Genomic DNA, 23,088 nt, shown 5'->3' on the forward strand with positions numbered 1-23,088 from the left:
CATTCGGAGTCGACCCCATGACCCCTAATCGCAAGATCCGTAGTTCACCCGCTCTGAACCGCCCGATCCCCAAGGCCGTTCAGGGCGGAGTGACCGCTGCCGCACTGGTGATCCTCCCTGTGATCGCCGTCGTCGGCGGCGACTCGTTCCGCGCCCTGCTCGACTTCGGCGCCGGCGTACTGTCGTTGGTTTCCCTGACCTCGGCCGTCGGCTGGGGCCTGCTGGCCACCGACCGGCTGTTGTTCAGGCCGCGCCACCGGCTGCTCGCCCAGGCCGTGCACCGGGCGACCGCCGTAGCCTCGCTGGGCTTCCTGTTGCTGCACATCACGGTCAAGGTCTCACTCGACCACGTGGCACTGATCGGAGCCCTGATCCCCTTCGGCCTCGGGGTGAGCGGCACGTCCGGCCTCATCGGCTTCGGCTCCCTGGCCGGCTTGCTCATGGTCGTTGCGGCCACGACGGGCGCCCTGCGCAGCTCCTTCGCCACGCCGAGCACGGTCGCGGCCCGCTGGCGGGCACTGCACATGCTGGCCTACCCGGCGTGGATGTTCGCCCTGGTGCACGGTCTGTTCGCCGGACGCCCCGCGGCCGCCTGGGTGACCACCATGTACTGCATGTCGCTGGCCGGCGTCATCGGCATCCTGTCGCTGCGGCTGCTGCCGCAGGCCCGGAAGCGGCTCCTCGCCGACCGCGTCACCGAGCTGCTCGGCCGGAGCGCTGCCGACCCGGGCACGGCCGCCGGCAAGCAGCCCGAAGCGGAGGATTCCCGCCGGACCGGCCCCTTGCCGGGCGTCACGGCCGAGCAGGCACCGCGCGGACGCGGATTCACCCCTCCGGCCCCGCCGCTCTACGACGCGACCACGGCACGGGCCTCCAGCCTCGGTGCGAACCGCCCCCAGGGCATCACCGCCTCGACGGCGACTGCGTCGCTCCCGGGCGGATCCTCGGACTTCGCGTCCGGAGCCGGCGCCGGAATGGCGGCCGCTTACCGCGCCGTGTCCCTGGCCGGCGAACCGACCGTGCAGATGGACACCTTCCCGGGATCCCCGGCCGCCGATCCCTCCGCGTCCGAGTACGGCGGCACCCGGGCCTCCACCTCCGCCGGCATCCCGCTCGCGGAGCGCGTCCTCATGACGGAGGAACTGCCGGTCGTGAACGACGACCCGCTGGGTACCGGCACCGGCCAGTGGCCCACCCCGTCCCCGCCGCCGCCCGCCGAGGCGGCCCCCTCCGCCTACCCGGCCGACCCGTCGTACGACAGCGCCGCCGGCGGTCCCACCGGCGCCTTCGACACCGGCACCGGGTTCCCGGCCGGTTCCAACGACACCACCGGCTTCCCGACAGGCACGTACGACACGACCGGGTACCCGACGGGCTCGTACGACACCACCGGCTTCCCGGCCGGCTCGTACGACACGACCGGGTACCCGGCGGGCTCGTACGACACGACCGCGACGGGCTTCCCGAACGGTGCGTACGACACCACCGGGTTCTCGAACGGCGGCTACGAGCCCGACTCCTCCCCCGGCCAGCTCTACCAGCCCCCCGCCGGGGAACCCTGGAACGCACCTGCAGGAGAACGACCGTGAACACCCCCCTCCCCGATGTCCCCGAAGTCCGTGTCGTCGGCCTCCCCCAGCTGACGGCCGGCTTCGACCTGGTCGAGCGCCTCGACCTCGCCATGCACCTGAAGGTCCACGGTCCCCTCGAACCGCTGAACGGCGAGTCCCTCGCCAAGCTCGCCGAGGAGATGTCCCTGACCGGGCGCGGTGGTGCCGGCTTCCCCTTCGCCAAGAAGCTGCGGGCGGTCGCCAAGTCCGCCATCCGGCGGGGCGTACGGCCCGTCGTCGTGGTGAACGGCAGTGAGGGCGAGCCCCCGTGCCGCAAGGACACGGTGATGCTCAACCGCGCACCGCACCTCATACTCGACGGCGCCCTGCTGGCCGCCGAGGCCCTGGGCGCCCGCACACTGATCATCGCGGTGACCCGTGACTCGACCGAGGCGTCGATCAGGGCGGCGCTCGCCGAACGCGGGATCCCCGACAAGCCCCCGCGGCGCGGCTCGGCCCTGCACGCCCGCGTGGTGCGCACACCGGAGCGCATGGTGTCCGGTGAGGCCTCCTCGGTCATCCGGGCCGCCAGCGGAGGCCCGGCCGTCCCGCCGGGCCGCCGTGAACGCGCCTCCGATTCCGGCGTGGGCGGCGCGCCGACGCTGCTGTCGAACGCCGAAACGTTCGCGCAGCTCGCCGTGGGTGCTCGCGTCGGTGCCCGCCGTTACGGCAGCACCGGGCTCCACACCGAACCCGGCACCGTCATGCTCACGATCTCGGGCGACGTGGCACGCCCGATGGTCGTGGAGGTACCGACGGGCGTGCCACTGCGCTTCGTGCTGCAGATGGCCGGCGCCCCGCCGGTGCCGCAGGGGGTGCTGACCGGTGGCTACCACGGCAACTGGATGGACGCGGATTCCGTCAACGAAGCGGTGATCTCCAAGGCGTCGTTCTCCTCGCTGGGCGGCGCCCTCGGGGCTGGCGCGATCCTCCCGATCGGACCCGAGACCTGCCCGCTGGGCGAGTCCCTGCGCGTGGCGAACTGGCTGGCCGCCGAGACGGCGGGCCAGTGCGGCCCCTGCAAGATCGGCCTTCCCGCCGCGGCCAGCGGGCTGGCGGACGTCCTGAACGGCGGCGGTCCCTCCTCCCTGGAGGCTCTGCGCGAGGTGACGCAGGCGGTAAAGGGCCGTGGCGCCTGCAAGCACCCGGACGGCTCCGCCCGCTTCTTCCAGTCGACCCTGTCGGCCTTCACGGACGACCTGGCAGCCCATGTGCTGAGCGGTGGCTGCGGACGCGACACGAAGGGCGTCCTGCCGCTCCCCGGCCCCGGATACGAGGAGGAGGGCGTGCCCAGCGGCCAGAAGGCCGCGATCGACTGGACCCTGTGCCGCGGCCACGGCCTGTGCGCCGACATCCTTCCCGAGCTGTTCCGGATGCGCCCCGACGGCTACCCGTCCCCCGCGGAGGCGCTGGTGCCCCAGCACCTGGAGGCTAACGCCCAGCGCGCGGTGCGGCGCTGCCCGGAACTGGCCCTGCGCCTCGAAGCCGCGCCGGCACAGCGTCCCTCGCTGCCGCCCGCCAACCGCAAGGCCCTGGGCAGCGGCCGGGGTTGACAGACGAAGAAGCGGGGCATCCGATCCGGATGGCCCGCTTCCTGCGTTCTGTGGAGCTAAGGAGAATTGAACTCCTGACCTCTTGCATGCCATGCAAGCGCTCTACCAACTGAGCTATAGCCCCTTGCTGTCCGCCGTTTCCTCGGGTTTCCCCCGGCGACGTCGACAACATTACGGGGTTCCCCGGCGCTTCACCAAATCGATTGCGAGCTTGTCCCGATTCGCCCTGTTTCGTCATGGTCTCGTTGTGTCCCAGGATGCCGCGACACGCTGCCGCCGACTGCTACGACCGCCGGACGACGGCACTCACGGTCAGGCCCCGGTACTCACAGTCAGGACGGGCCCTTGCGCTCAGGCGCAGGCGGTCGGTCAGACGTCGGGGCGGACCCTTGCGGTCAGGACATTGCGCTCGCGACGGACGCCGCCCCCTGGAGATGCCCCCGTGATTCCGACGGACGTTCACGCCGTGGCGAACGAGTAGAACCTCTTCAGCGTGCAGTGCTCGTCGAGCAGCCGACCGTAGATCGGCTCCCCTTCGAGCTCCCGGTAGGTCTCGATGGGGTCGCCTTTTATGATCAGCGCGCGTGCGCACTCCTCACACCAGTACTGGTAGTCCGGATTGACCGGATCCATGTCCCGGACGATGGGCGTGCCGCTTCCGCACCAGTCGCACTTCCGCCTGTGAGCACCCATCGATCAGCTCCAGATGTGGCCGCAGGCCGTACAGACATAGGAGATCCCGCCGTTGTCCCCCAGGACCTGGGCGACATGGAGGGATCCGCATGACGGACAACTCAGACCCGTTGACGTGTCCGTGGTGCCGGGCAGATCGGGGACCTCATCGCGGCTCGCCGACATCGCGCTCCCTCCCGTTCGGTCCTCCCCCCGGCCCTGCGATTCTGCCATGAACGCGCAAGGCGTCAGTGGAGTCTGGGTGCAAGTGCGACCGAAGAGTCGACCGTCCGCCCGAACTCGCCCGGAACGGCGGGCCGTCGTGGCCGCCGACCCCGGAACACCGGATGAACGAAGAATCCCGTCCCCCTGCAGGGGGACGGGATCCTGGCTGTGGAGCTAAGGAGAATTGAACTCCTGACCTCTTGCATGCCATGCAAGCGCTCTACCAACTGAGCTATAGCCCCGCAGTTCTCTACGCCGTGGGCGCCTTGAACGAGTAGAACTCTAACCCAGTGACCAGCAGAAAGCGAAATCCGCTCGACCGGTGGCCCATCCGGCGGCCGCCCGGGTGGTCAGTCGTCGTCTCCGAGGACGGGCTCCGGAAGCGTGCCGGCGTTGTGCTCGAGCAGCCGCCAGCCGCGGGCGCCCTCGCCGAGGACGGACCAGCAGCAGTTGGACAGACCGCCCAGGCCTTCCCAGTGGCGCGGCTCGAAGCCGAGCAGCCGGCCGATGGTGGTGCGGATCGTGCCGCCGTGGCTCACGACGACGAGGGTGCCGCCGTCGCCGAGCTTGTCGGCGTGACGGAGGACGACCGGAGCCGCCCGGTCGGCGACCTCGGTCTCCAGCTCGCCGCCGCCGCGCCGCACGGGCTCGCCGCGCTTCCACGCCGCGTACTCCTCGCCGTACTGCGCGACGATCTCATCGTGGGTGAGGCCCTGCCAGACCCCTGCGTAGGTCTCGCGCAGTGCGGCGTCCCGGGAGACGTCGAGACCGGTCACGGTGCTCAGCTCGTCCGCGGTCGCGGCCGCCCGCTGGAGATCGGACGAGACGATCGCGTCCGGCTTCAGTGCGGCGAGCAGCCTGGCGGCACGGCGCGCCTGGGCGCGGCCGGTCTCGGTGAGGGCGATGTCCGTGGACCCCTGGAACCTGCGCTCCAGGTTCCAGGCGGTCTGGCCGTGCCGCCACAGGACGATGCGGCGGCCCCGGCCGCCGTTGCTGCCGCTCAGTTCGGATCACCGTCCGCACCGGTGAGGCGGGCGTGCTCCTCCGCCTTGCCGCGGGTCCTGACCGCGTCCTCGGGGAGGGGAAGCTCGGGGCAGTCCTTCCACAGGCGCTCCAGCGCGTAGAAGACGCGCTCCTCGCTGTGCTGGACGTGCACGACGATGTCGATGTAGTCCAGCAGGACCCAGCGGGCCTCCCGGTCGCCCTCGCGACGCACCGGCTTGGCGCCGAGCTCCTTCAGGAGGCGCTCCTCGATCTCGTCGACGATCGACTTGACCTGGCGGTCGCTGGGAGCGGAGGCGAGAAGGAAGGCGTCGGTGATCGACAGTACGTCGCTGACGTCGTAGGCGATGATGTCGTGCGCGAGCCGGTCGGCCGCGGCCTGGGCGGCGGTGTTGACGAGCTCGATGGAACGGTCCGTGGCGGTCACTACTGAGGCTTTCGTCGGCGGTCGGGACCCTTCAAGGGTCTCACGGACCGCCGACGGCCCCCACGGCATTAACGTCCCGGAGCCGTCGGCGTCGCCCGCCGCGCGGCACCGGGGCACTCGCGCGGCAGCCGTCACTACTCGGCGTCGTAGTCCCTGCCGAGCACGACGGACACTTCGGCGTTCGCAGCGGCCTTGCCCTGCTTCACCGCGGTGGCGGGCAGTCCGAGGGTCTTGGCGACCTCCACCGCCCTGGGCTTCCGGGCGGCGTCGCCGTAGACCACCTGCGAGAGCGCGGCGGGGGCCGCCTTCCCGGAGTCGACGAACGTGTAGCCGCCGTTGACCAGGGCGATCCTGGCCGCCTCGGTGGCGTCCTGGTCGCCGCTGGCGTTGCGGACGACCACGCGGACCGCGGAACCCTGCTCGGGGGCGCTGATCGTGCCGCCCAGGATGTCCTTGACCACGCTGTCCGTGGCCTTCTGGCTGAGCGTGCCGTCGCCCTCCACGGGCAGCAGGGCGGTGGTGTAGTCGCCGCCCTTGGCGTACTGCGAGAGCTTGGCGAGGGAGGCGCCGAGATCCTGCTCGGGGAGCGAGGGGTCGAGGATCTGGCCCAGTGTCTGCACGGTGGTCGTCGCGCCCTCGGGGTCGTCCGACATCTTCCGCAGGATGCTGTACATGACCTGCCCGAACCTCTGGAGCTGTGTCGCCTCCGGCTCGCCGGGACCGCGGTGGGTGGCGTACGCGACGGCCGCCTTGCCGCCCAGGGTCCGGTCCTCGCCCTTGGTGACCAGAGGTGCTTCGCCCTTCTTGGTGCCGGGCACGTCGGTGTCGGTGTCGATCTCGATGTTGCCGACCAGCTCGACGAGGTTCTCCAGGTAGGGGGTGTCCAGCCGCCAGGTCCCGGTGATCCCGCTGCCGAGCAGGGTGCTCAGCGCCTCCCGGGTCCCGGCCGAGCCGTCGTCCTCGACGGACTTGGCGAGCGTGGTGGTCGTCCCGTCGTCGTTGGAGACGGACAGTGCGTTCGGCAGCAGGACCGTCGTGCCGTGCTTGGTGGTCTCGTTGTCCACGAAGAGGGCGGTCGACGTGCCGCCCTGCCTGGTGTTGTGGAGGTGGACCACGATCACGGCCCGCTTCTGCGGGCCCGCGGCAGCCGTCCGGGCGGTCTCCGTGCCGGACGTTCCCGGCAGCACTCCGGCGGACCACAGATAGCCGACGCCGCCGACCACGGCCAGCGCCAGGACGACGACGAGGGCGACAAGACGGTTGCGGCCGCGGCGCTTGGCCTCCTCGCGCCGTTCCGAGCGGCTCTCGGTGAACTTCAGCCAGTCGATGACGTCCCCGGACTCCTCGTCCGGGTCCTCGACGAAGGAGAACTGCCCGGTGTGGTACTGGGCCTCGTCCCGCACGCCGGACCCCGTCACCGGGTGGTCCGCCCCGGCCGGGTGATCGGGTTCGCCACGGCGTTGCCCGGGAAGTACCGGTTCGGGCTCGGCGGGGTCCGCCATCCGTCGGCCGGGGGCGCCGGGGCCGGAGGTCTGGGCCTGCTGGGGGATCCACTGCCGGGTGGTGTCCGAGGCAGCGGGCTGCGGGCCTGTGTCATACCCGTATCCGGAGCCGTATCCGGCCTCGTGCGTGCCTCCGTATCCGGATCCGGCGCCGTCGTGGCCGTAGCCATGCCCGGGCTGCGCGGGGTGCGCATGCGTCGGGTGCGGCTGCTGGTACTGCTGCGGCTGGGCGTAAGGGTCGTAGGAGACGTGTGTCGCGCCGTACGGGTCGTAGCCATAACCCTGCGCCGGGGGCTGCTGGGGCTGAGCCGGCGGCTGCGCCCTGCCGTACGGGTCGTCGGGAGCCTCGGGCTGCTGCTGGTACACCGGCCGGCCGTACTCGTCGTAACCGATGACCTGCGGCTGGAAGTAAGGGTCGTACTGATCGTTCACCGGGGCCCCTCTCCGTGGCTCACTCGCCGCGGTACAGCCGGCGCTTGTCGATGTAGCGGACCACGCCGTCAGGAACGAGGTACCAGACGGGCTCGCCGCGGGCGACCCTCTGGCGGCAGTCCGTGGAGGAGATGGCCAGGGCGGGCACCTCGACCAGGGAGACGCCACCCTCGGGCAGTCCGTCGTCGGACAGTATGTGGCCCGGCCGGGTGACGCCGATGAAGTGCGCGAGTGAGAACAGCTCGTCGGCGTCGCGCCACGTCAGGATCTGCCCGAGGGCGTCGGCGCCGGTGATGAAGAAGAGGTCCGCGTCGGGGTTGAGGGAACGCAGATCGCGCAGGGTGTCGATGGTGTACGTCGCACCGCCGCGGTCGATGTCGATCCGGCTCACCGAGAACTGCGGGTTGGAGGCAGTGGCGATGACCGTCATAAGATAGCGGTCCTCGGCCGGCGAGACGTGCTTGTGGCCCTTCTGCCAGGGCTGGCCCGTCGGCACGAAGACGACCTCGTCCAGATGGAACTGCGAGGCGACCTCGCTCGCGGCCACGAGGTGCCCGTGGTGGATCGGGTCGAATGTCCCGCCCATGACGCCGAGTCGGCGCTTGACCGGACCGGTAGGCACTTCCTGCTCTCCCATGCGTGCAGAGCCTACTGGCCCGGTGGAGCGGCCCCGGCTCAGCGGTCGCGGTTGAAGCGGGTGGTGATCCACAGCAGCAGGAGCAGCGCGAAGAGCGCACCGCCACCGGTCAGGTACGGGTTGAGGCTGTCGTGGTTGCCGCCGTGCTCCGTGCCCTCGGACGCGAGAGTGACGAGAGCGGCTGCGGTGCTGTGGATGCTCATCTTCGGCAGGACCTATTCGGGAGTCGGAGCGGAGACTTCGCGCACATCGTATGCGGCGGCCCCGGGCACGCTCACGCCGACTCAGTCGTTGTGGGATCACCGTCGCCGATTCGACGCGCGACGGAGCACGTCCCCGGGTTGTCCACAGGATGTTGTCCACAGGGTCGGGGGGCTCGTCGAGTCCAGCGCCTAAGGTGGGGGTCTGCCAGGGGGACGAGCAGGACTCGTGAGGAAAGAGGGGGAAACCGATGACCGGCGGTACCAACGAGAACGTGCCGAGCAGGCAGCGCAAGCGATTCCCGGGAATCTCGTCCCGGGCGTACGAGCACCCGGCGGACCGTTCGGCGCTGGTCGCGCTGCGCCGCCTGACCGGCTTCGACACGGTCTTCAAGGCGCTCAGCGGGCTGCTGCCCGAGCGCAGTCTGCGGCTGATGTTCCTGTCCGACTCCGTGCGGGTCGGCGACGCCCAGTTCACGCACCTCCACGCCATGCTGAGGGACGCCTGCTACATCCTGGACCTCGAGAAGGTCCCGCCGATGTACGTGGTGCAGGACCCCAAGCCGAACGCCATGTGCATCGGCCTCGACGAGCCGATCATCGTGGTGACCACGGGCCTGGTCGAGCTGCTCGACGAGGAGGAGATGCGGGCGGTCATCGGCCACGAAGTGGGGCACGCCCTCTCCGGGCACGCCGTCTACCGGACCATCCTGCTGTTCCTGACCAGCCTGGCGGTCAAGATCTCCTGGATACCGCTCGGCAATGTGGCGATCATGGCGATCGTGACGGCCCTGCGCGAGTGGTTCCGGAAGTCCGAGCTGTCCGCCGACCGTGCCGGACTGCTGGTCGGCCAGGACATCCAGGCCTCGATGCGCGGCCTGATGAAGATCGCCGGCGGCAACCACCTGCACGAGATGAACGTGGACGCGTTCCTGGAGCAGGCGGAGGAGTACGAGTCGAGCGGCGACCTGCGCGACTCGGTCCTCAAGATCCTCAACGTGCTGCCGCGCTCACACCCGTTCACCACGGTCCGTGCCGCCGAGCTCAAGAAGTGGGCGGAGAGCCGCGACCACCAGCGGATCATGGACGGGCACTACCCGCACCGGGACGGTGACAAGGACGCCTCCGTCAAGGACTCCTTCCGCGAGTCCGCGGCGCACTACGCCGACTCGGTACGCACCAGCAAGGATCCCCTGATGAAGCTGGTGGGCGACATAGCCGGAGGTGCGGGAGACCTCGGCGGCCGACTGCGCGACAAGTTCACGGGTGCGGCGGCCGGAGGGTCCTCCTCGTCGAGCGCCAACGGCAAGGAGGCCCCTTCGGAGGGCTGAGCCACGGAGGACGCCGCGCCGACTGCACCGGACGCGGGCCGGCGGGCGGGACGGTCCGCCCCGCCCGGCGTCTGCGGTCTCACCGGTCCGGCCTCTCCGGCCGGGTCTCTCCGCCCCCTCCCCTCCCCGCGGTCTCGGGCTCCGGCCTCTCCGGCGCCCGTCTCCGTGGCCCGCACGAGGTTGTGCCCGCCCCGTGGGCGCGGTTCGGATCTCCCCAGGGGGTGATCCGCGCCGTCCGGCCGTCACGGAGTGGTGGACGGGCCGTCCACGGCCCGGTCCCGCCCCTGCGGGCCTCCGGGTTCCACGACAGGGTGCGAACGGTCCCGTGACAGTCCGGGCGAGCACTCCGATGGCGCTCCGGGCAGCCGGGCGAGGGTTCTGCACCTCACGCGAGGGTCACCGGACATGCCCCAGGGCTACCGGACACCCCTAGGACGAGGGCTGCGCGGTGGGGTCGAGGGTGCCGCAGAGCGCGGGGTTGGCCGGGCCGGTGGCGTACGGGTCGGTGTCGGCCGGGCCGGCTCCCGTGGCCTTCTGGCCGGCGAGCAGCGGGCGGAACCCGCTCGTGGTGTCCGAGCCGCAGGACAGCGGGCCGGCCTGTATGCGGCTGACCCTGATCTCCGTCTGGTGGCGGCGCAGGTCGTCGCGGTCGATGCGGAACGTCATCTCACGGCGGACCGTGAACAGCGACGCGCCGTCCTTCGCCGTGGGCACCGTGCCGACGGGATGGACCGCGTACGCGAAGGTGTGGTCGGAGGTGACGTCGAGAGCGCCTCCTCCGGGGGCCTCGGCGACGTGCAGCTCGCCCTGGACCCTGACCTCGGGGTCGGCGAGGGACGCGGTCGCGGGGTCGAGGCGGACCAGCCAGCCGGTGGCCGCATGGACCCCGTCGTCGGAGGGCGAGTGGATGCTGCGGTCGAACTGCTCCAGCTGGTCCGGGTCGACGAGCACGCGGACGGAACGCACCTCGCCGCCGGTCAGCACATCGGGATCGAGGGAGGATTCGACGAGGTAGTCCTTGGCGATGGCGAGGGCGGTGACGACCTGGCTCTCGGTGAAGTGTGCGGTGCGCAGGGCCGGCGGCATCGTGATCCCGGCGGCACCGTTGCGGTACTCCGCCGCGGGGCCCTTCTCGAACAGTCTCTCGGGGACGCCGCCCGGCACCGCTCCGTGGGGCGCCAGGGGTATGACGGTCGCCCTGAGCGGTTCGGCACGGAGTGCGGGCGGCGGCTGGTAGGGGTGGCGTACGCCCATGTAGATGGCGGTTCCGAAGGCCAGGGCTATCAGCAGGACCAGGAGGAGGGCCTGGGTGCCGGAGCCGCGGCGGTACCAGACGGGGCGGCTGCGGACGGCCTGGGCGTGCTCGCCCATCCGTTCCCGTGCCGAGAACTCCTGGAGACGGGCAGCACGAACGAACGACTCGTCGAAGACGACGGAGCGGTACTCGTCGTCACCACTGCCGGGGAGACCCTCGGGTGTCCCCTCAGGTGGCTCTCCACGCCTGGCCATATCTTCAGGGTAGGTCGGGACGGGCAGGGGTAAACGCGGCAGTGCATGACAAGTTCTGACGAGTTCTCACCGGCCCGTCCGGCAGGTGCCGCCTGCCTGCTCAGGGCGTGTGCGGCCGGAGCGGCTCACCCAGGGGTGGTTCGCGGTTCACCCGGTGTGGTTCTGCCCGGATCGCGAGGGAACCCGGAATCGTGGTCCGGCCCGGACTGGCGTATCCGCATCAGGGCATCAGGGGGTACGAGGTACCGCGGGGACGGGGCGCGGGGGCAGGGAGGCGCCCGGGACGGACGCCGTCCCGCTCTCCGGCGCGCTGTCCACACCCGTCGTCGCGGGAACCGGGGCCTGGTCCTCCTGGTTGTGCGAGGCACCGCGGTACACCGCGGCGAAGGCGAGAGCGACCATTCCCATGCCCATCACGAGCGCCAGGACCCACGCGACGTGGCGGTGCCAGCGGGCACGGCCGCGGTAGGGGCGGAGCACGCCGCCGTACCGCCCGTAGGGGCGGACACCGGCCGGCCCGGCCCCGGACGGGTCGCAGGCATCGTCATAGGGGCGCTGTTCGTGCCAGTGGGGGCCGTACGTATCGGGGCCGTCCTCGTAAGGGTCGTCGTCCCCCACCGGCCCGGCGGTGCGGGCCCTGGAAGCCTCGGCCTCGGCGCGCGACTGGGCCGCGAGCAGCAGCCTTTCGGCCGCGCTCGGCTCATGGATCTCGGCGGCCCTCACGAAGTCCTCGTCGAACACCACGGAGGCGAAGTCCTGGTCAGCGCCTCCGCGGTCGTCGTCGGGCTCCCAGCCGTCCTGAAACGGCCTGCCCCCCACGTCGTCCGGCACGCGTTCAGCGTAGCCCTGTGAGGGGCTTCTGGGCAGGGAGTGCGGCGAACTGACCGCACTCTCCCGTCACCGGGTGTGACCGTCTCCGGTGACGATGTACTTGGTCGAGGTCAACTCGGGCAGACCCATCGGACCGCGGGCGTGCAGCTTCTGCGTGGAGATGCCGATCTCGGCGCCGAATCCGAACTGACCACCGTCCGTGAAACGCGTGGACGCGTTCACCGCGACGGTGGTGGAGTCGACCAACTGGGTGAAGCGGCGGGCCGCGGCCTGGGAGGTCGTGACGATCGCCTCGGTGTGGCCGGATGACCACTGCCGGATGTGCGCGACGGCGGCGTCCAGGGTGTCGACCACGGCTGCGGCGATGTCGTAGGAGAGGTACTCCGCCTCCCAGTCCTCGTCGCCGGCCGGGACGGCGGTGGCCTTGGTGCCCTCCGCCAGGGTGAGGACCCGCTCGTCGCCGTGCACGGTCACGCCGGCCTCGGCGAGCGCGTCCAGGGCGCGCGGCAGGAAGGCGTCGGCGATGTCGCGGTGGACGAGGAGCGTCTCGGCGGCGTTGCAGACACTCACCCGCTGGGCCTTGGAGTTGATCAGGATGTCCACGGCCATGTCGAGGTCGGCCTGGGCGTCCACGTAGACGTGGCAGTTCCCGGTGCCGGTCTCGATCACGGGAACGGTGGACTGCTCGACGACGGTGCGGATCAGGGAGGCGCCGCCGCGCGGGATGAGTACGTCGACGAGACCGCGGGCCCGCATGAGCTCCTGCACGGAGTCACGGCTCTCGCCAGGCACCAGCTGAATGCTGTCGGCGGGCAGCCCGGCGCCCGCGACGGCGTCGCGCAGGACGCCGACCAGCGCCGTGTTGGAGGCGTAGGCGGAGGAGGAACCACGCAGCAGGACGGCGTTGCCGGACTTCAGGCAGAGGGCGGCCGCGTCGACGGTGACGTTGGGCCGGGCCTCGTAGATGATGCCGACGACGCCGAGGGGAACGCGGACCTGCCGCAGATCGATGCCGTTGGGCAGGGTCGAGCCGCGTACGACCTCGCCGACCGGGTCGGGCAGCGCGGCCACATGGCGCACGTCGGCGGCGATGGCACGCACCCGCTCCGGGGTGAGGGTGAGCCTGTCGATGATGGCCTCGCTGGTGCCGGCTTCACGGGCCTTGGCGATGTCGACGGCGTTGGCCTCGACGATCTCCGGCGTCCGTACCTCCAGCGCGTCCGCGATCGCGTGCAGCGCGTCGTCCTTCACGGCCCGCGGCAGCGGCGCGAGCTCGGCGGCCGCGGTGCGGGCACGGTGCGCGGCCTGGAGGACCGGGGACAGGGATTCGGGCGAGGAGAGCGAGGTCATGCCCGCAGACTAAACCCTCCCCCTGGGGGTACCACGAATGGTTCCGGTCTCCGAGACATCCGAGGGTTCCGCGGTCCCGCGTGGGCTCCCGCACCGGGCGAGGTGGCTCCCGCTCAGGGAGCGCGAGAGCCCGCGCCCCGCCCGGGACGGTTACGCCTCGCCGCTGCCGGCCTCCGGTCCCGGCAGGCTCCGGGGCTCCCGGCGGACCGGAGCACCGGGGCCGACCGGTCTCGCTGGGCAAGCGCCTGGCAAGGCCTTGCCGGACCGCCCGACGCCCGTCGCGGACCGGGGACCAGGGACCGGCGGCCGCTGCGAGGCCCGGTGACCCGGTCGGCCCTGTCGCGCAGCTCGGCCGCTGCCCGGCCTCGGCCCGGCGACGCTAGTAGGGGTGCACCCCCACGGGCGCGGCCGGCAGCGGCCCGTACCCCTCGGCGAGGCGCTGGTGGTAGGTCGCGCGGTCGATGACCTCCAGGCCGACGATCTCCCACGGCGGAAGCTTGGCGGTGGAACGGTGCTCGCCCCACAGGCGCAGCGCCACGGCAGCCGCGTCGTGCAGGTCGCGCGCCTCTTCCCAGTAGCGGATCTCGGCGTGGTCGTTGGCGTACCGGCTGGTCAGCAGGAACGGGTGGTCGTGGGCCAGCTGTTCCAGGCCGCGTCTGACCTCTTTCAGCGGGGCTTCGGCGCCCGAGACGCTGAGCGTGATGTGCCAGAGCCTGGGCAGTTCCTCGGGCCCGGCCTGCTCGGCTCCGTCGTGCTCGCTTGCTCCGTCGTGCTCGACCCCCGCTCCGACACTGGTCAGGGTCCGCTCCCCAGTCCCTCGGGACGGCGCCCCGGGGCGCGCTCGTCTCACCGGCGGCCTCCTGTGATGCGTTGCGTTCTGGTGCTGTATGCCCGCCACAAAGTTGAGCAGCCCGCAGCCGGGCGCGGGGCGGTTTTGCGAAAGGTCCGCAACTACGGGTCCGGACTTTCAGCCGTTTCAGGGGTGAAGGACGACCAGATCGTCCGCGTGTACGACCTCGCGTTCGTAGGACGGACCGAGTTCCTTGGCGAGTTCGCGGGTGGAACGACCGATCAGCCGGGGGATCTCCTTGGCGTCGAAATTGACGAGTCCTCGGGCCACGGCGTTTCCGGCGGTGTCGCGGAGTTCCACCGGGTCTCCGGCACTGAACTCGCCTTCGACGGCCGCGATGCCGGCGGGGAGGAGCGACGTGCGTCGCCGGACGACGGCCTGGACCGCCCCGTCGTCCAGGGTGAGGGAGCCCTGCGGGGTGGAGGCGTGCTGGAGCCAGAGGAGACGGTCCGCGGAGCGGCGGCCCGTCTGGTGGAAGAAGGTGCCGGTGGTACGGCCGGCGAGGGCGTCCGCGGCCCGGACGGCCGAGGTGAGGACGACGGGGATGCCGGCCGCTGCGGCGATCCGGGCGGCTTCGACCTTGGTGACCATCCCGCCGGTGCCTACGCCTGCCTTTCCGGCGCTGCCGATCTGGACGTGGGCGATGTCGTCGGGGCCGCGGACCTCGCCGATGCGGGAGGTGCCGGGGGTGCTGGGATCGCCGTCGTAGAGGCCGTCGACGTCGGAGAGGAGGACGAGGAGGTCGGCGCGGACGAGGTGGGCGACGAGCGCGGCGAGGCGGTCGTTGTCGCCGAAGCGGATCTCGTCGGTGGCGACGGTGTCGTTCTCGTTGACGACGGGGACCGCGCCCATGGCGAGGAGCTGGTCGAGGGTCCGGTAGGCGTTGCGGTAGTGGGCGCGCCGGCTGGTGTCGTCGGTGGTGAGGAGGACCTGCCCGACGCGGACGCCGTAGCGGGCGAAGGAAGCGGTGTAACGGGCGACGAGCAGGCCCTGGCCGACGCTGGCGGCGGCCTGCTGGCGGGCGAGGTCCTTGGGGCGGCGGCGGAGCCCGAGGGGGGCGAGTCCTGCGGCGATGGCGCCGGAGGACACCAGCACGATCTCCTTCTCGCCGCCGCTGCGGACCTTGGCCAGGACGTCGACGAGTGCGTCGACACGGTCGGCGTCGAGGCCGCCGCTCGCGGTGGTGAGGGACGACGATCCGACCTTCACCACGATCCGGCGGGCTTCTGTCACGTGCTGCTGCCTTGCCTCTGTCACAGAGCCGAATCTATGACAGAGGGCGCGGCGGCTGCGCGGGGGTTTCATCCGCTGGACTCGGACCGGTGGAACCGGCGCCGCCGGGCGGGGTCTTCGGGCCCGTGCGTACGGCTGCGCATACGGTGCCGCCGCGCACGGCGATGCGTGCGGCAACGGTGCGGAGCCGTGCTCTCCCTCGGCAGCTCGCGCCCTCGGACCGTACGCCGGGGAGCACGCGGCGCACAGAGGCGCCCGCGGTATGGGAGAGGGACGCCTGAGGGGAGGGACAGACCAGAAGGCCGCCGCTTCCCGCGAAGCGGCGGTCCTCCATGGCGTTCCCGAACGGTCGGCGGCCCGCCGACCGTTCCCGAACGGTCGGCGGCCCGCCGACGCCTCCTAGAAGGGGTCGAACTCGTCGTACTCGCGCTCGGCGTCGTCGCGCTCCGCCTGGCGGTCCTTGCGGCGCTGGGCCGCGGGCCGCGGGGCCTCGAAGCGGTGATCCTCGCCGCGGCGGCCGAGCATCTCGGCGCCGGCCATCAAGGTGGGCTCCCAGTCGAAGACGACCGCGTCCTCCTCGGAACCGATGGCGACGCCGTCGCCCGCGCGGGCACCGGCCTTCATCAGCTCTTCCTCGACGCCGAGGCGGTTCAGACGGTCGGCGAGGTAGCCGACGGCCTCGTCGTTGTTGAAGTCGGTCTGGCGGACCCAGCGCTCCGGCTTCTCGCCGCGCACGCGGAAGAGGCCGTCCTCCTCCTGCGTCACGGTGAAGCCGGCGTCGTCCACGGCCTTCGGACGGATGACGATACGGGTCGCCTCCTCCTTCGGCTTCGCGGCGCGCGCCTTGGCGACGATGTCGGCGAGGGCGAAGGACAGCTCCTTCAGGCCCGTACGCGCCACCGCCGACACCTCGAAGACGTGGTAGCCGCGCTCCTCCAGGTCCGCGCGGATCATGTCGGCGAGGTCCTTGCCGTCGGGGATGTCGACCTTGTTGAGGACGACGATGCGCGGACGGTCGTCGAGGCCGCCGTACTGCTTCAGCTCCTCCTCGATGACGTCCAGGTCGCTGACCGGGTCGCGGTGCGACTCCAGGGTCGCCGTGTCCAGGACGTGGACGAGCACGGAGCAGCGCTCGACGTGCCGGAGGAACTCGAGACCGAGGCCCTTGCCCTGGCTGGCGCCGGGGATGAGCCCGGGGACGTCGGCGATGGTGTAGACGGTGGATCCGGCGGTCACCACTCCGAGGTTCGGGACAAGCGTGGTGAAGGGGTAGTCCGCGATCTTCGGCCTCGCGGCGGAGAGCACCGAGATCAGGGAGGACTTGCCGGCGCTGGGGTAGCCGACGAGCGCGACGTCGGCGACGGTCTTGAGCTCCAGCACGATGTCGCCGGCCCGGCCGGGCTCGCCGAGGAGGGCGAAGCCGGGCGCCTTGCGGCGGGCGGAGGCGAGGGCTGCGTTGCCGAGTCCGCCGCGGCCGCCTTCGGCGGCGATGTAGGTGGTGCCCTGGCCGACGAGGTCGGCGAGGACGTTGCCGTTCTTGTCGAGGACGACGGTGCCGTCGGGGACCGGCAGGACGAGGTCCTGGCCGTCCTTGCCGGAGCGGTTGCCGCCCTCGCCGGGCTTGCCGTTGGTGGCCTTGCGGTGGGGCGAGTGGTGGTAGTCGAGCAGCGTGGTGACGGACTGGTCGACGGTGAGGATGACGTCACCGCCGCGTCCGCCGTTGCCGCCGTCGGGGCCGCCGAGCGGCTTGAACTTCTCCCGGTGCACGGAGGCGCAGCCGTGGCCTCCGTTACCCGCGGCGACATGCAGCTCGACGCGGTCCACGAAGGTGGTCATGGATGTGCCTCCAGATCAGTACGTACGGAAATGTCTACTGCGTAACACGCGAAAGGCGGACCCGCTTCCCGTACGGGAAGTGAGGTCCGCCTCCGCGAAGCTTCGTTCTACGGGTGCCTGGATCAGGCGACCGGAACGATGTTCACGACCTTGCGGCCACGGTGGGTGCCGAACTGCACCGCACCGGCCTCCAGCGCGAACAGGGTGTCGTCGCCACCGCGACCGACGCCCGCACCCGGGTGGAAGTGGGTGCCACGCTGACGGACCAGGATCTCACCGGCGTTGACGACCTGACCGCCGAAGCGCTTCACGCCGAGCCGCTGAGCGTTGGAGTCGCGACCGTTCCGGGTGGACGATGCGCCCTTCTTGTGTGCCATCTCTCCTCAGTCCCTTACTTCGCAGCCGTGGGGATACCGGTGACCTTGATCGCCGTGTACTGCTGACGGTGACCCTGGCGGCGGCGGTAGCCGGTCTTGTTCTTGTAGCGAAGGATGTCGATCTTCGCGCCCTTGTGGTGGTCCACGACCTCGGCGGTCACCTTGATGCCGGCCAGCACCCACGGGTCGCTGGTCACGGCGTCGCCGTCGACAACGAGCAGGGTCGAGAGCTCGACCGTGTCGCCAACCTTGGCAGTGGAAATCTTGTCAACCTCAACGATGTCGCCGACAGCAACCTTGTGCTGGCGACCACCGCTGCGCACGATGGCGTACACGCGGATCTCACTCTCGCTCGGAACGGAACCCCTGATGCCAGCCGCCCACACGGGCCGGGGCCCGCGACGATCCGGAGTGGACGAGCGGCCTCTCCCGCCGGGCGCGAGCGCCGGACGCGGAAGGAAGGTGCTCAGGAGCTGGCGCGCATGGAAACACGCCGAGGGTCAAGGTTACGGGGCCAGGTTTGAGGGGTCAAACCGGGGCCAGGGGTCGGGGCGCCCACGTGTCCGTGATCCCCTGTTGCCCCGGCGTGGCCGAACGCGGCACCTCCCGGACCATTGCGTTCCGGGCGCCGCGTATGCTCACCCGCGAAGCCAAGGTTCCGCCGTCGCCGGAAAGAGACAGCAGAGTGAACTACAGGGTCCAGCCCACCGCCCAGGTCGACGAGACCGCCGAGATCGGGGCGGGGAGCAGCGTCTGGGAGCTCGCGCAGATCCGCGAGAACGCCCGTCTCGGTGAGGGCTGCGTCGTCGGCCGCGGTGCCTATGTGGGTACCGGCGTGCAGATCGGCAACAACGTCAAGCTGCAGAACTACGCCCTGGTGTACGAGCCGGCCGAGCTGGCGGACGGCGTGTTCGTCGGTCCCGCCGTGGTGCTCACCAACGACCACAACCCGCGCTCGGTGGACCCCGAGGGCAAGCAGAAGCGCGGTGGCGACTGGGAGGCCGTCGGCGTGAAGGTCGCCGAGGGCGCCTCGCTGGGCGCCCGGTCGGTGTGTGTCGCCCCGGTCCGGGTGGGCCGCTGGGCGATGGTCGCCGCCGGTGCCGTCGTGACGAAGGACGTGCCGGACTTCGCGCTGGTCGTCGGTGTGCCCGCGCGGCGGATCGGCTGGGTCGGCCGGGCCGGTGTGCGGCTGGTGGAGCGCGAGGGCGAGCAGGGCGTGTGGGAGTGCCCGCAGACCGGCGTGCTGTACGACGAGAAGGACGGCGTTCTGACGGAACGCTGATCACTGATCGCGCGTCTGAACGAATGGGCCGGTCCGGCCCCGGCCCGGGCCGGCCTTCGTCATGTCACACACCGAATGCGGCCGTGCAACAATCCGCCGACAAGGCAATATGCAAACCGGACATAGCCCCCAATAGAGGGGCATGCAGATTGCGGCTCGGGTAAGCTTTCCCTGCCGTGTCTCGAGGAAGGGTTCCACCACCGCCATGCCGCTTGGACCACGCGGACGCCGTCCACGCGTTCTTTACCTCGCGTATTATTTTCCGCCCAGCCGCGCCAGTGGTGTGTTCAGAGCCCGTGCCACTGCGAACCACTTCGCCGAAGCCGGCTGGGACGTATCCGTCTACACCGCTCCGCGTGAATTCTTCGAGACGTATCTGCAGGATGCCTGCGACCCCTCGCTCGAAGACACCGTCGACCCGCGGGTCGAGGTCGTGCGCCCGCCGATGTCCTACTACGCCTGGGAGAAGGACATCCGGCAGTTCGGCAGGCTGCGGCGGAACTTCCCGACGCTCGCCGGGGCCGTGTACAAGATGTTCCAGAGCAAGGTATTCCCCGAGCACTACCTGACCTGGATTCCGGGTGTCCTCTCCAGCGCGGTCAAGGCGCATTTCAAGAAGAAATTCGACCTGATCGTCGCCACCGGAAATCCCTTCGTCTCCTTTGCCGCCGCCCAGGTGCTGAGCAAGCTGCTGAAAATCCCGTACGCGGTGGACTACCGCGACTCGTGGACGTTCAACCAGTTCACCGAGGAGCTGAAGTTCAAGGAAGGCAGCAAGGCCTTCGAATGGGAGGCGAAGGTCCTTCGCGACGCCTCCGAGATCGTCTTCGTCAACGACGGCATGCGGCAGTGGCACATCGACCGCTATCCGTACGCCGCCGAGCGTATGACGGTGGTGCCGAACGGGTGGGAGCCCGAGCTCATGGGCGACCAGGACTTCGTGCCGCCCGCCGAGGACCGGCCGCTGCGCTTCGGCTACCTGGGCACCGTGACGTCGTACCTGCCGCTCGAGGAGCTCTTCGACGGCTGGCGCATCGCCCGCAGCCACCCGCTGCTGCGCGACGCCGAGCTCGACATCCACGGCCATCTCGGCTTCTTCCCGGGTGACGTGGCCCCGCTGATGGAGCGCCTGCCACTCGACGAGAACATCGGCGTGCGCTACCGCGGCGCCTTCGGCAAGACCGAGGCCAAGGCCGTGTACGCCGAGACCGACGCCCTGGTCTTCTGCGTGCCCGGCGCGAAGTACGTCACCTCCGGCAAGGTCTTCGAGTACATGGCCTCCGGCAAGCCGATCGTCTCGGTGCACCGGCCCGACATCGCCGCGACCGAGGTCCTCGACGGCTACCCCCTGTGGTTCGCGGGGAGCGAGCTCACCGCCGACGAGGTCGCCAAGTCCTTCATCGCCGCCGCCGAGGCGGCCCGCGGTGTCGACCGCACCCAGCACGACCAGGCCGTCCAGCACGCCCACAAGTACACCCGGGCGGCCACGCTCGGGCCGTGGGAGGAGCGCATGCGCAAGCTGGTGGAGGGAACCCGATGAGCACCCACGTCCTCTATCTCGCGCTCGGCGAATTCCGGGTCCGGGGCACCCGTGCCCATGTGAAGTCGCTGGCCGCGGAGGGCCGCCGTGTCGTCCTGGTCGTCGCCGACCGCCCCGAGTGGGACGACTTCCCGGAGATCCCCGGCGTCCGCGTGGTCCGCGTCAAGCGGAACAAGAAGGGCTCCGCCTGGCGCGCCGCCCGCAACCTCGTCGTCGCCAAGAACGGCCCGCTGCGCAGCGCCGACCTGCTGATCGCCGGTGACGCCCAGGCCCTGCCGGTCGCCTGGGCCGCGCTTCGCCGGCGCCCGGGCCTCGAGTTCCGTCTGGAGCCGTACGAGAACGACGGCCGGGTCACCGAGCCCGCCGACCTCGCGGTGATCTCCCCTTGGTACCCCTCGCCGAACAACCCCTTCGCCGGGTCGTTCGTGCAGGCGGCCACCGAGGCCGTGGCCGAGCACTTCGAGCGGGTCTCGATCCTCCATACCGAGGACTGGGCCGGCGGCGCGGACGCGCTGCTGGAGGACGCGATCAAGGTCACCGCGGACCGGTTCCTGGACCGCCGCGAGCTGATCCCCGTCCTGGACACGCCGGAGGGCGTCGTCACCCGTGTGCCGGTTCCGCTGACCAGCCGCCGGCGGTACGCCGCCTGGTCCGCGGCGGAGGAGACGGCGCTGCGCAAGGCGCTGCCGACCGGCCGTATCGAGGCGCCCGTCATCCACGCCCACACCGCGATCTACGCCGGTGCGATGGCGATGCACCTCGGCCGCCCCGACGCGCGCATCATCGTGACGGAGCACTCCACCTTCCTGGAGAAGATCTTCAAGCAGTCGGCGGGTCGTCGTCTGTACGACGCGGTGCTGCACCGCGCCGACGAGTTCCTGTGCGTCGGCAGCTACTTGCGCGACCAGATCGTGCGCGAGTTCCCGCACCACGCCGGCAAGATCCGCATCGTGCCGAACGTGATCAACTTCGAGCAGTTCACCCCGGAGGCCAAGCCGTCCGAGAAGCTGCTGAACTGGCTGTACCTGGGCCGACTGATCCCGCACAAGGGCGTCACCACCCTGCTGGAGGCCTTCGCGCAGGTCGCCGAGAAGGAGCCCGAGGCGACGCTGACGCTGGTCGGCGCGGGCGCCTTGGAGGAGCAGCTGCGGCAGCGCGGCAAGGAGCTGGGCCTGGGCGACCGCTTCAGGATCCTCCCGCCCGTGCCGCCGGAGGAGGTCAACGGCCTCATGCACCAGTTCGACCTGCTGGTGCACGCGAGCCACTTCGAGACCTTCGGCATGACCATCGTGGAGGCGAACGCGGCCGGCCTGCCGGTCCTCGTCACCAAGAGCTTCGGCCCCGAGGAGACGCTGGCGGGTATCGAGCACCTGGCCGGCGCGCTCATGGACGTCAGCGAGGACCCGAAGGTCATCACCGACGCCTACTGGGGTCTGCGGGAGCGCTTCCACGAGCTGGACCTCGCGGCCGCCCGTGAGCACCTGGTCGCCAAGTACAGCCGTGAGGTCGTCGGCCGGCAGCTCATCGAGCTGTACGAGGACCGCGCACCCGCCCTCGAACCGCCGGCCGCCGAGCCGGAGACGGCGGAGGAGGGCGACGCCGCCGAGGCGGCCAAGGCCGTCGCCACCGCCAAGGGCGTGGAGCCCGTGCAGGCTCCGGTCTCGGCCGACGGTGCCGCCCCGGGCCGTGCGGTGCTGCTCGCCTTCACCCCGGGCCGCCCGCGCCGGGTCGCCGCGTTCGCGAACTTCCTCGCCGAGCGGGGTGTGCAGGTCGACCTCGTCACGGCCAGGGAGAACGCCTGGACCCGGACGACGCTCGACCCGCGGGTCCATGTGCTCAACATCGAGGCCGCCGAGGCACAGCTGGTCATTCCGCGCGGTGAGCGCTTCGTCGTGTACCGGGCGCCGCGTGCGGTGCTCCGCCGTGCCGACCGGATCGCCGTCCGGCAGCGGGACAAGGCCGCCCCGGAATGGGCCGTGAAGGTCGCCCGGCGCGTCCACAGCAAGGCAGCTAACAACTTCCACAAGAAGGTGTTCCAGCGCGGCTACAAGGTGGTGCGTCCGAAGATCTTCGCGCGGCTCGCGCAGCGGGAGGCCGTGCCGCAGCTGCGGCTGGACCTGACGGACCATGTGTTCGTGTGCGACACCAACGCGACGTCGACGGCGTGGCGCTGGGCCCAGGCACATCCGCACCTGCACGTCACCAACAACATGGACCGCGGTCTGTTCGAGCACCTTCCGGTGCTGGACGACAACCCGGGCCAGGGTTCCTGACGGATCCGCCGGGTTCCCGACGGGTCCTGACAGACGAAGAACGGCTGGTCCCCGCCTCGGAGGAGGCGGGGACCAGCCGTTTTCCATGAGCCGGCTCCGGCAGTCGGTGCCCGGCGGCGGGCGCGACCCGGACCCAGCGGTCCGGCCACCGGCCACCGGCCACCGGCCACCGGCCACCGACTCAAGGGTCAGTCGACGATCTCCTCGGCGACATAGCGACGCAGCCAGCTGCGGAACTCCGGTCCGAGGTCCTCGCGTTCGGCGGCGAGCCGGACGATCGCCCGGAGGTAGTCACCCCGGTCACCCGTGTCGTACCGACGGCCCTTGAACACCACACCGTGCACCGGCCCACCGAGCTTCTCGTCCGCGGCCAGCTTCTGCAGCGCATCCGTCAGCTGGATCTCCCCACCCCGACC

The 23,088-nt window shown here is 70.9% G+C and carries 20 protein-coding genes, 2 tRNA genes and 1 pseudogene; 6 read left to right on the forward strand and 17 right to left on the reverse strand.

The features are described from left to right. The first annotated feature begins 17 nt into the window (after positions 1-17). Positions 18-1,589 (forward strand): hypothetical protein, encoded by a 1,572-nt coding sequence (locus ACZ4Z5_RS32215; RefSeq protein ID WP_468269626.1) that lies wholly within the window; start codon positions 18-20, stop codon positions 1,587-1,589. Further along, positions 1,586-3,163, forward strand: a complete 1,578-nt coding sequence (locus ACZ4Z5_RS32220; protein WP_468269628.1) for an NADH-ubiquinone oxidoreductase-F iron-sulfur binding region domain-containing protein — start codon at positions 1,586-1,588, stop codon at positions 3,161-3,163. The genes ACZ4Z5_RS32215 and ACZ4Z5_RS32220 overlap by 4 nt, the downstream gene beginning before the upstream one ends. 51 nt (positions 3,164-3,214) lie before the next feature. Here the strand turns inward: ACZ4Z5_RS32220 and ACZ4Z5_RS32225 are convergent. From ACZ4Z5_RS32225 to ACZ4Z5_RS32260, 8 genes are all read right to left on the reverse strand, one after another. Continuing rightward, positions 3,215-3,287 (reverse strand) — tRNA-Ala (locus ACZ4Z5_RS32225). A gap of 335 nt (positions 3,288-3,622) precedes the next feature. After that, a complete protein-coding gene (locus ACZ4Z5_RS32230) occupies positions 3,623-3,856 on the reverse strand; it encodes a hypothetical protein (protein WP_030494108.1) in 234 nt (77 codons plus the stop codon). Positions 3,857-4,229: 373 nt separating this feature from the next. Then, positions 4,230-4,302, reverse strand: a tRNA-Ala gene (locus tag ACZ4Z5_RS32235). A gap of 108 nt (positions 4,303-4,410) precedes the next feature. Further along, a complete protein-coding gene (locus ACZ4Z5_RS32240) occupies positions 4,411-5,064 on the reverse strand; it encodes a histidine phosphatase family protein (protein ID WP_468269660.1) in 654 nt (217 codons plus the stop codon). Beyond that, a complete protein-coding gene (gene rsfS / locus ACZ4Z5_RS32245) occupies positions 5,061-5,489 on the reverse strand; it encodes a ribosome silencing factor (protein ID WP_468269630.1) in 429 nt (142 codons plus the stop codon). Before rsfS ends, ACZ4Z5_RS32240 begins: the two co-directional genes overlap by 4 nt. A gap of 134 nt (positions 5,490-5,623) precedes the next feature. Continuing rightward, positions 5,624-7,423 (reverse strand): LCP family protein, encoded by a 1,800-nt coding sequence (locus ACZ4Z5_RS32250; protein WP_468269632.1) that lies wholly within the window; start codon positions 7,421-7,423, stop codon positions 5,624-5,626. Positions 7,424-7,442: 19 nt separating this feature from the next. After that, positions 7,443-8,060, reverse strand: a complete 618-nt coding sequence (gene nadD, locus ACZ4Z5_RS32255; RefSeq protein ID WP_468269634.1) for a nicotinate-nucleotide adenylyltransferase — start codon at positions 8,058-8,060, stop codon at positions 7,443-7,445. A gap of 38 nt (positions 8,061-8,098) precedes the next feature. Further along, positions 8,099-8,263, reverse strand: coding sequence for a hypothetical protein (locus ACZ4Z5_RS32260; protein WP_468269636.1), 165 nt, complete (start codon positions 8,261-8,263; stop codon positions 8,099-8,101). 248 nt (positions 8,264-8,511) lie between these two features. Here ACZ4Z5_RS32260 and ACZ4Z5_RS32265 point away from each other — a divergent pair, with 248 nt between their 5' ends. Continuing rightward, positions 8,512-9,591, forward strand: a complete 1,080-nt coding sequence (locus ACZ4Z5_RS32265; protein ID WP_468269638.1) for a M48 family metallopeptidase — start codon at positions 8,512-8,514, stop codon at positions 9,589-9,591. A gap of 429 nt (positions 9,592-10,020) precedes the next feature. Here ACZ4Z5_RS32265 and ACZ4Z5_RS32270 read toward each other — a convergent pair whose 3' ends face one another. From ACZ4Z5_RS32270 to rplU, 8 genes are all read right to left on the reverse strand, one after another. Continuing rightward, positions 10,021-11,100 carry an SCO2583 family membrane protein gene (locus ACZ4Z5_RS32270; RefSeq protein WP_468269640.1) on the reverse strand — a complete coding sequence of 360 codons (1,080 nt, stop codon included), beginning with the start codon at positions 11,098-11,100 and terminating at the stop codon, positions 10,021-10,023. A 228-nt stretch (positions 11,101-11,328) separates the two neighbouring features. Next, complete coding sequence (locus ACZ4Z5_RS32275; protein ID WP_468269642.1) at positions 11,329-11,931, reverse strand: SCO2584 family spore wall biosynthesis protein; 603 nt, start codon at positions 11,929-11,931, stop codon at positions 11,329-11,331. 66 nt (positions 11,932-11,997) lie between these two features. Continuing rightward, a complete protein-coding gene (locus ACZ4Z5_RS32280) occupies positions 11,998-13,281 on the reverse strand; it encodes a glutamate-5-semialdehyde dehydrogenase (RefSeq protein ID WP_468269644.1) in 1,284 nt (427 codons plus the stop codon). Positions 13,282-13,660: 379 nt separating this feature from the next. Continuing rightward, complete coding sequence (locus tag ACZ4Z5_RS32285; protein ID WP_468269646.1) at positions 13,661-14,131, reverse strand: hypothetical protein; 471 nt, start codon at positions 14,129-14,131, stop codon at positions 13,661-13,663. Positions 14,132-14,257: 126 nt separating this feature from the next. After that, positions 14,258-15,364: a glutamate 5-kinase gene (proB, locus tag ACZ4Z5_RS32290; RefSeq protein WP_468269662.1), complete on the reverse strand. Its 1,107-nt coding sequence runs from the start codon at positions 15,362-15,364 to the stop codon at positions 14,258-14,260. Between the two features lie 399 nt (positions 15,365-15,763). Then, positions 15,764-17,200, reverse strand: coding sequence for a GTPase ObgE (gene obgE / locus ACZ4Z5_RS32295; RefSeq protein WP_468269648.1), 1,437 nt, complete (start codon positions 17,198-17,200; stop codon positions 15,764-15,766). 122 nt (positions 17,201-17,322) lie between these two features. Next, a complete protein-coding gene (gene rpmA, locus ACZ4Z5_RS32300) occupies positions 17,323-17,577 on the reverse strand; it encodes a 50S ribosomal protein L27 (RefSeq protein ID WP_053761072.1) in 255 nt (84 codons plus the stop codon). A gap of 14 nt (positions 17,578-17,591) precedes the next feature. After that, on the reverse strand, positions 17,592-17,912 hold the full coding sequence (gene rplU / locus ACZ4Z5_RS32305; protein WP_114036861.1) for a 50S ribosomal protein L21: 321 nt from the start codon (positions 17,910-17,912) through the stop codon (positions 17,592-17,594). Between the two features lie 350 nt (positions 17,913-18,262). Between rplU and ACZ4Z5_RS32310 the strand changes: the two genes are divergently transcribed. The 3 genes from ACZ4Z5_RS32310 (at position 18,263) to ACZ4Z5_RS32320 (ending at position 22,672) form a co-directional block, all read left to right on the forward strand. Next, a complete protein-coding gene (locus tag ACZ4Z5_RS32310; RefSeq protein ID WP_468269650.1) occupies positions 18,263-18,859 on the forward strand; it encodes an acyltransferase in 597 nt (198 codons plus the stop codon). 283 nt (positions 18,860-19,142) lie between these two features. Then, positions 19,143-20,399: a glycosyltransferase gene (locus tag ACZ4Z5_RS32315; protein ID WP_468269652.1), complete on the forward strand. Its 1,257-nt coding sequence runs from the start codon at positions 19,143-19,145 to the stop codon at positions 20,397-20,399. Then, a complete protein-coding gene (locus tag ACZ4Z5_RS32320; protein ID WP_468269654.1) occupies positions 20,396-22,672 on the forward strand; it encodes a glycosyltransferase family 4 protein in 2,277 nt (758 codons plus the stop codon). The genes ACZ4Z5_RS32315 and ACZ4Z5_RS32320 overlap by 4 nt, the downstream gene beginning before the upstream one ends. Before the next feature lie 188 nt (positions 22,673-22,860). On the opposite strand, the pseudogene ACZ4Z5_RS32325 reads toward ACZ4Z5_RS32320, so the two are convergent. After that, positions 22,861-23,088 (reverse strand): annotated as a pseudogene (locus tag ACZ4Z5_RS32325) (UTP--glucose-1-phosphate uridylyltransferase); the annotation flags it as partial.

Source organism: Streptomyces sp. NPDC030222, assembly GCF_055573115.1.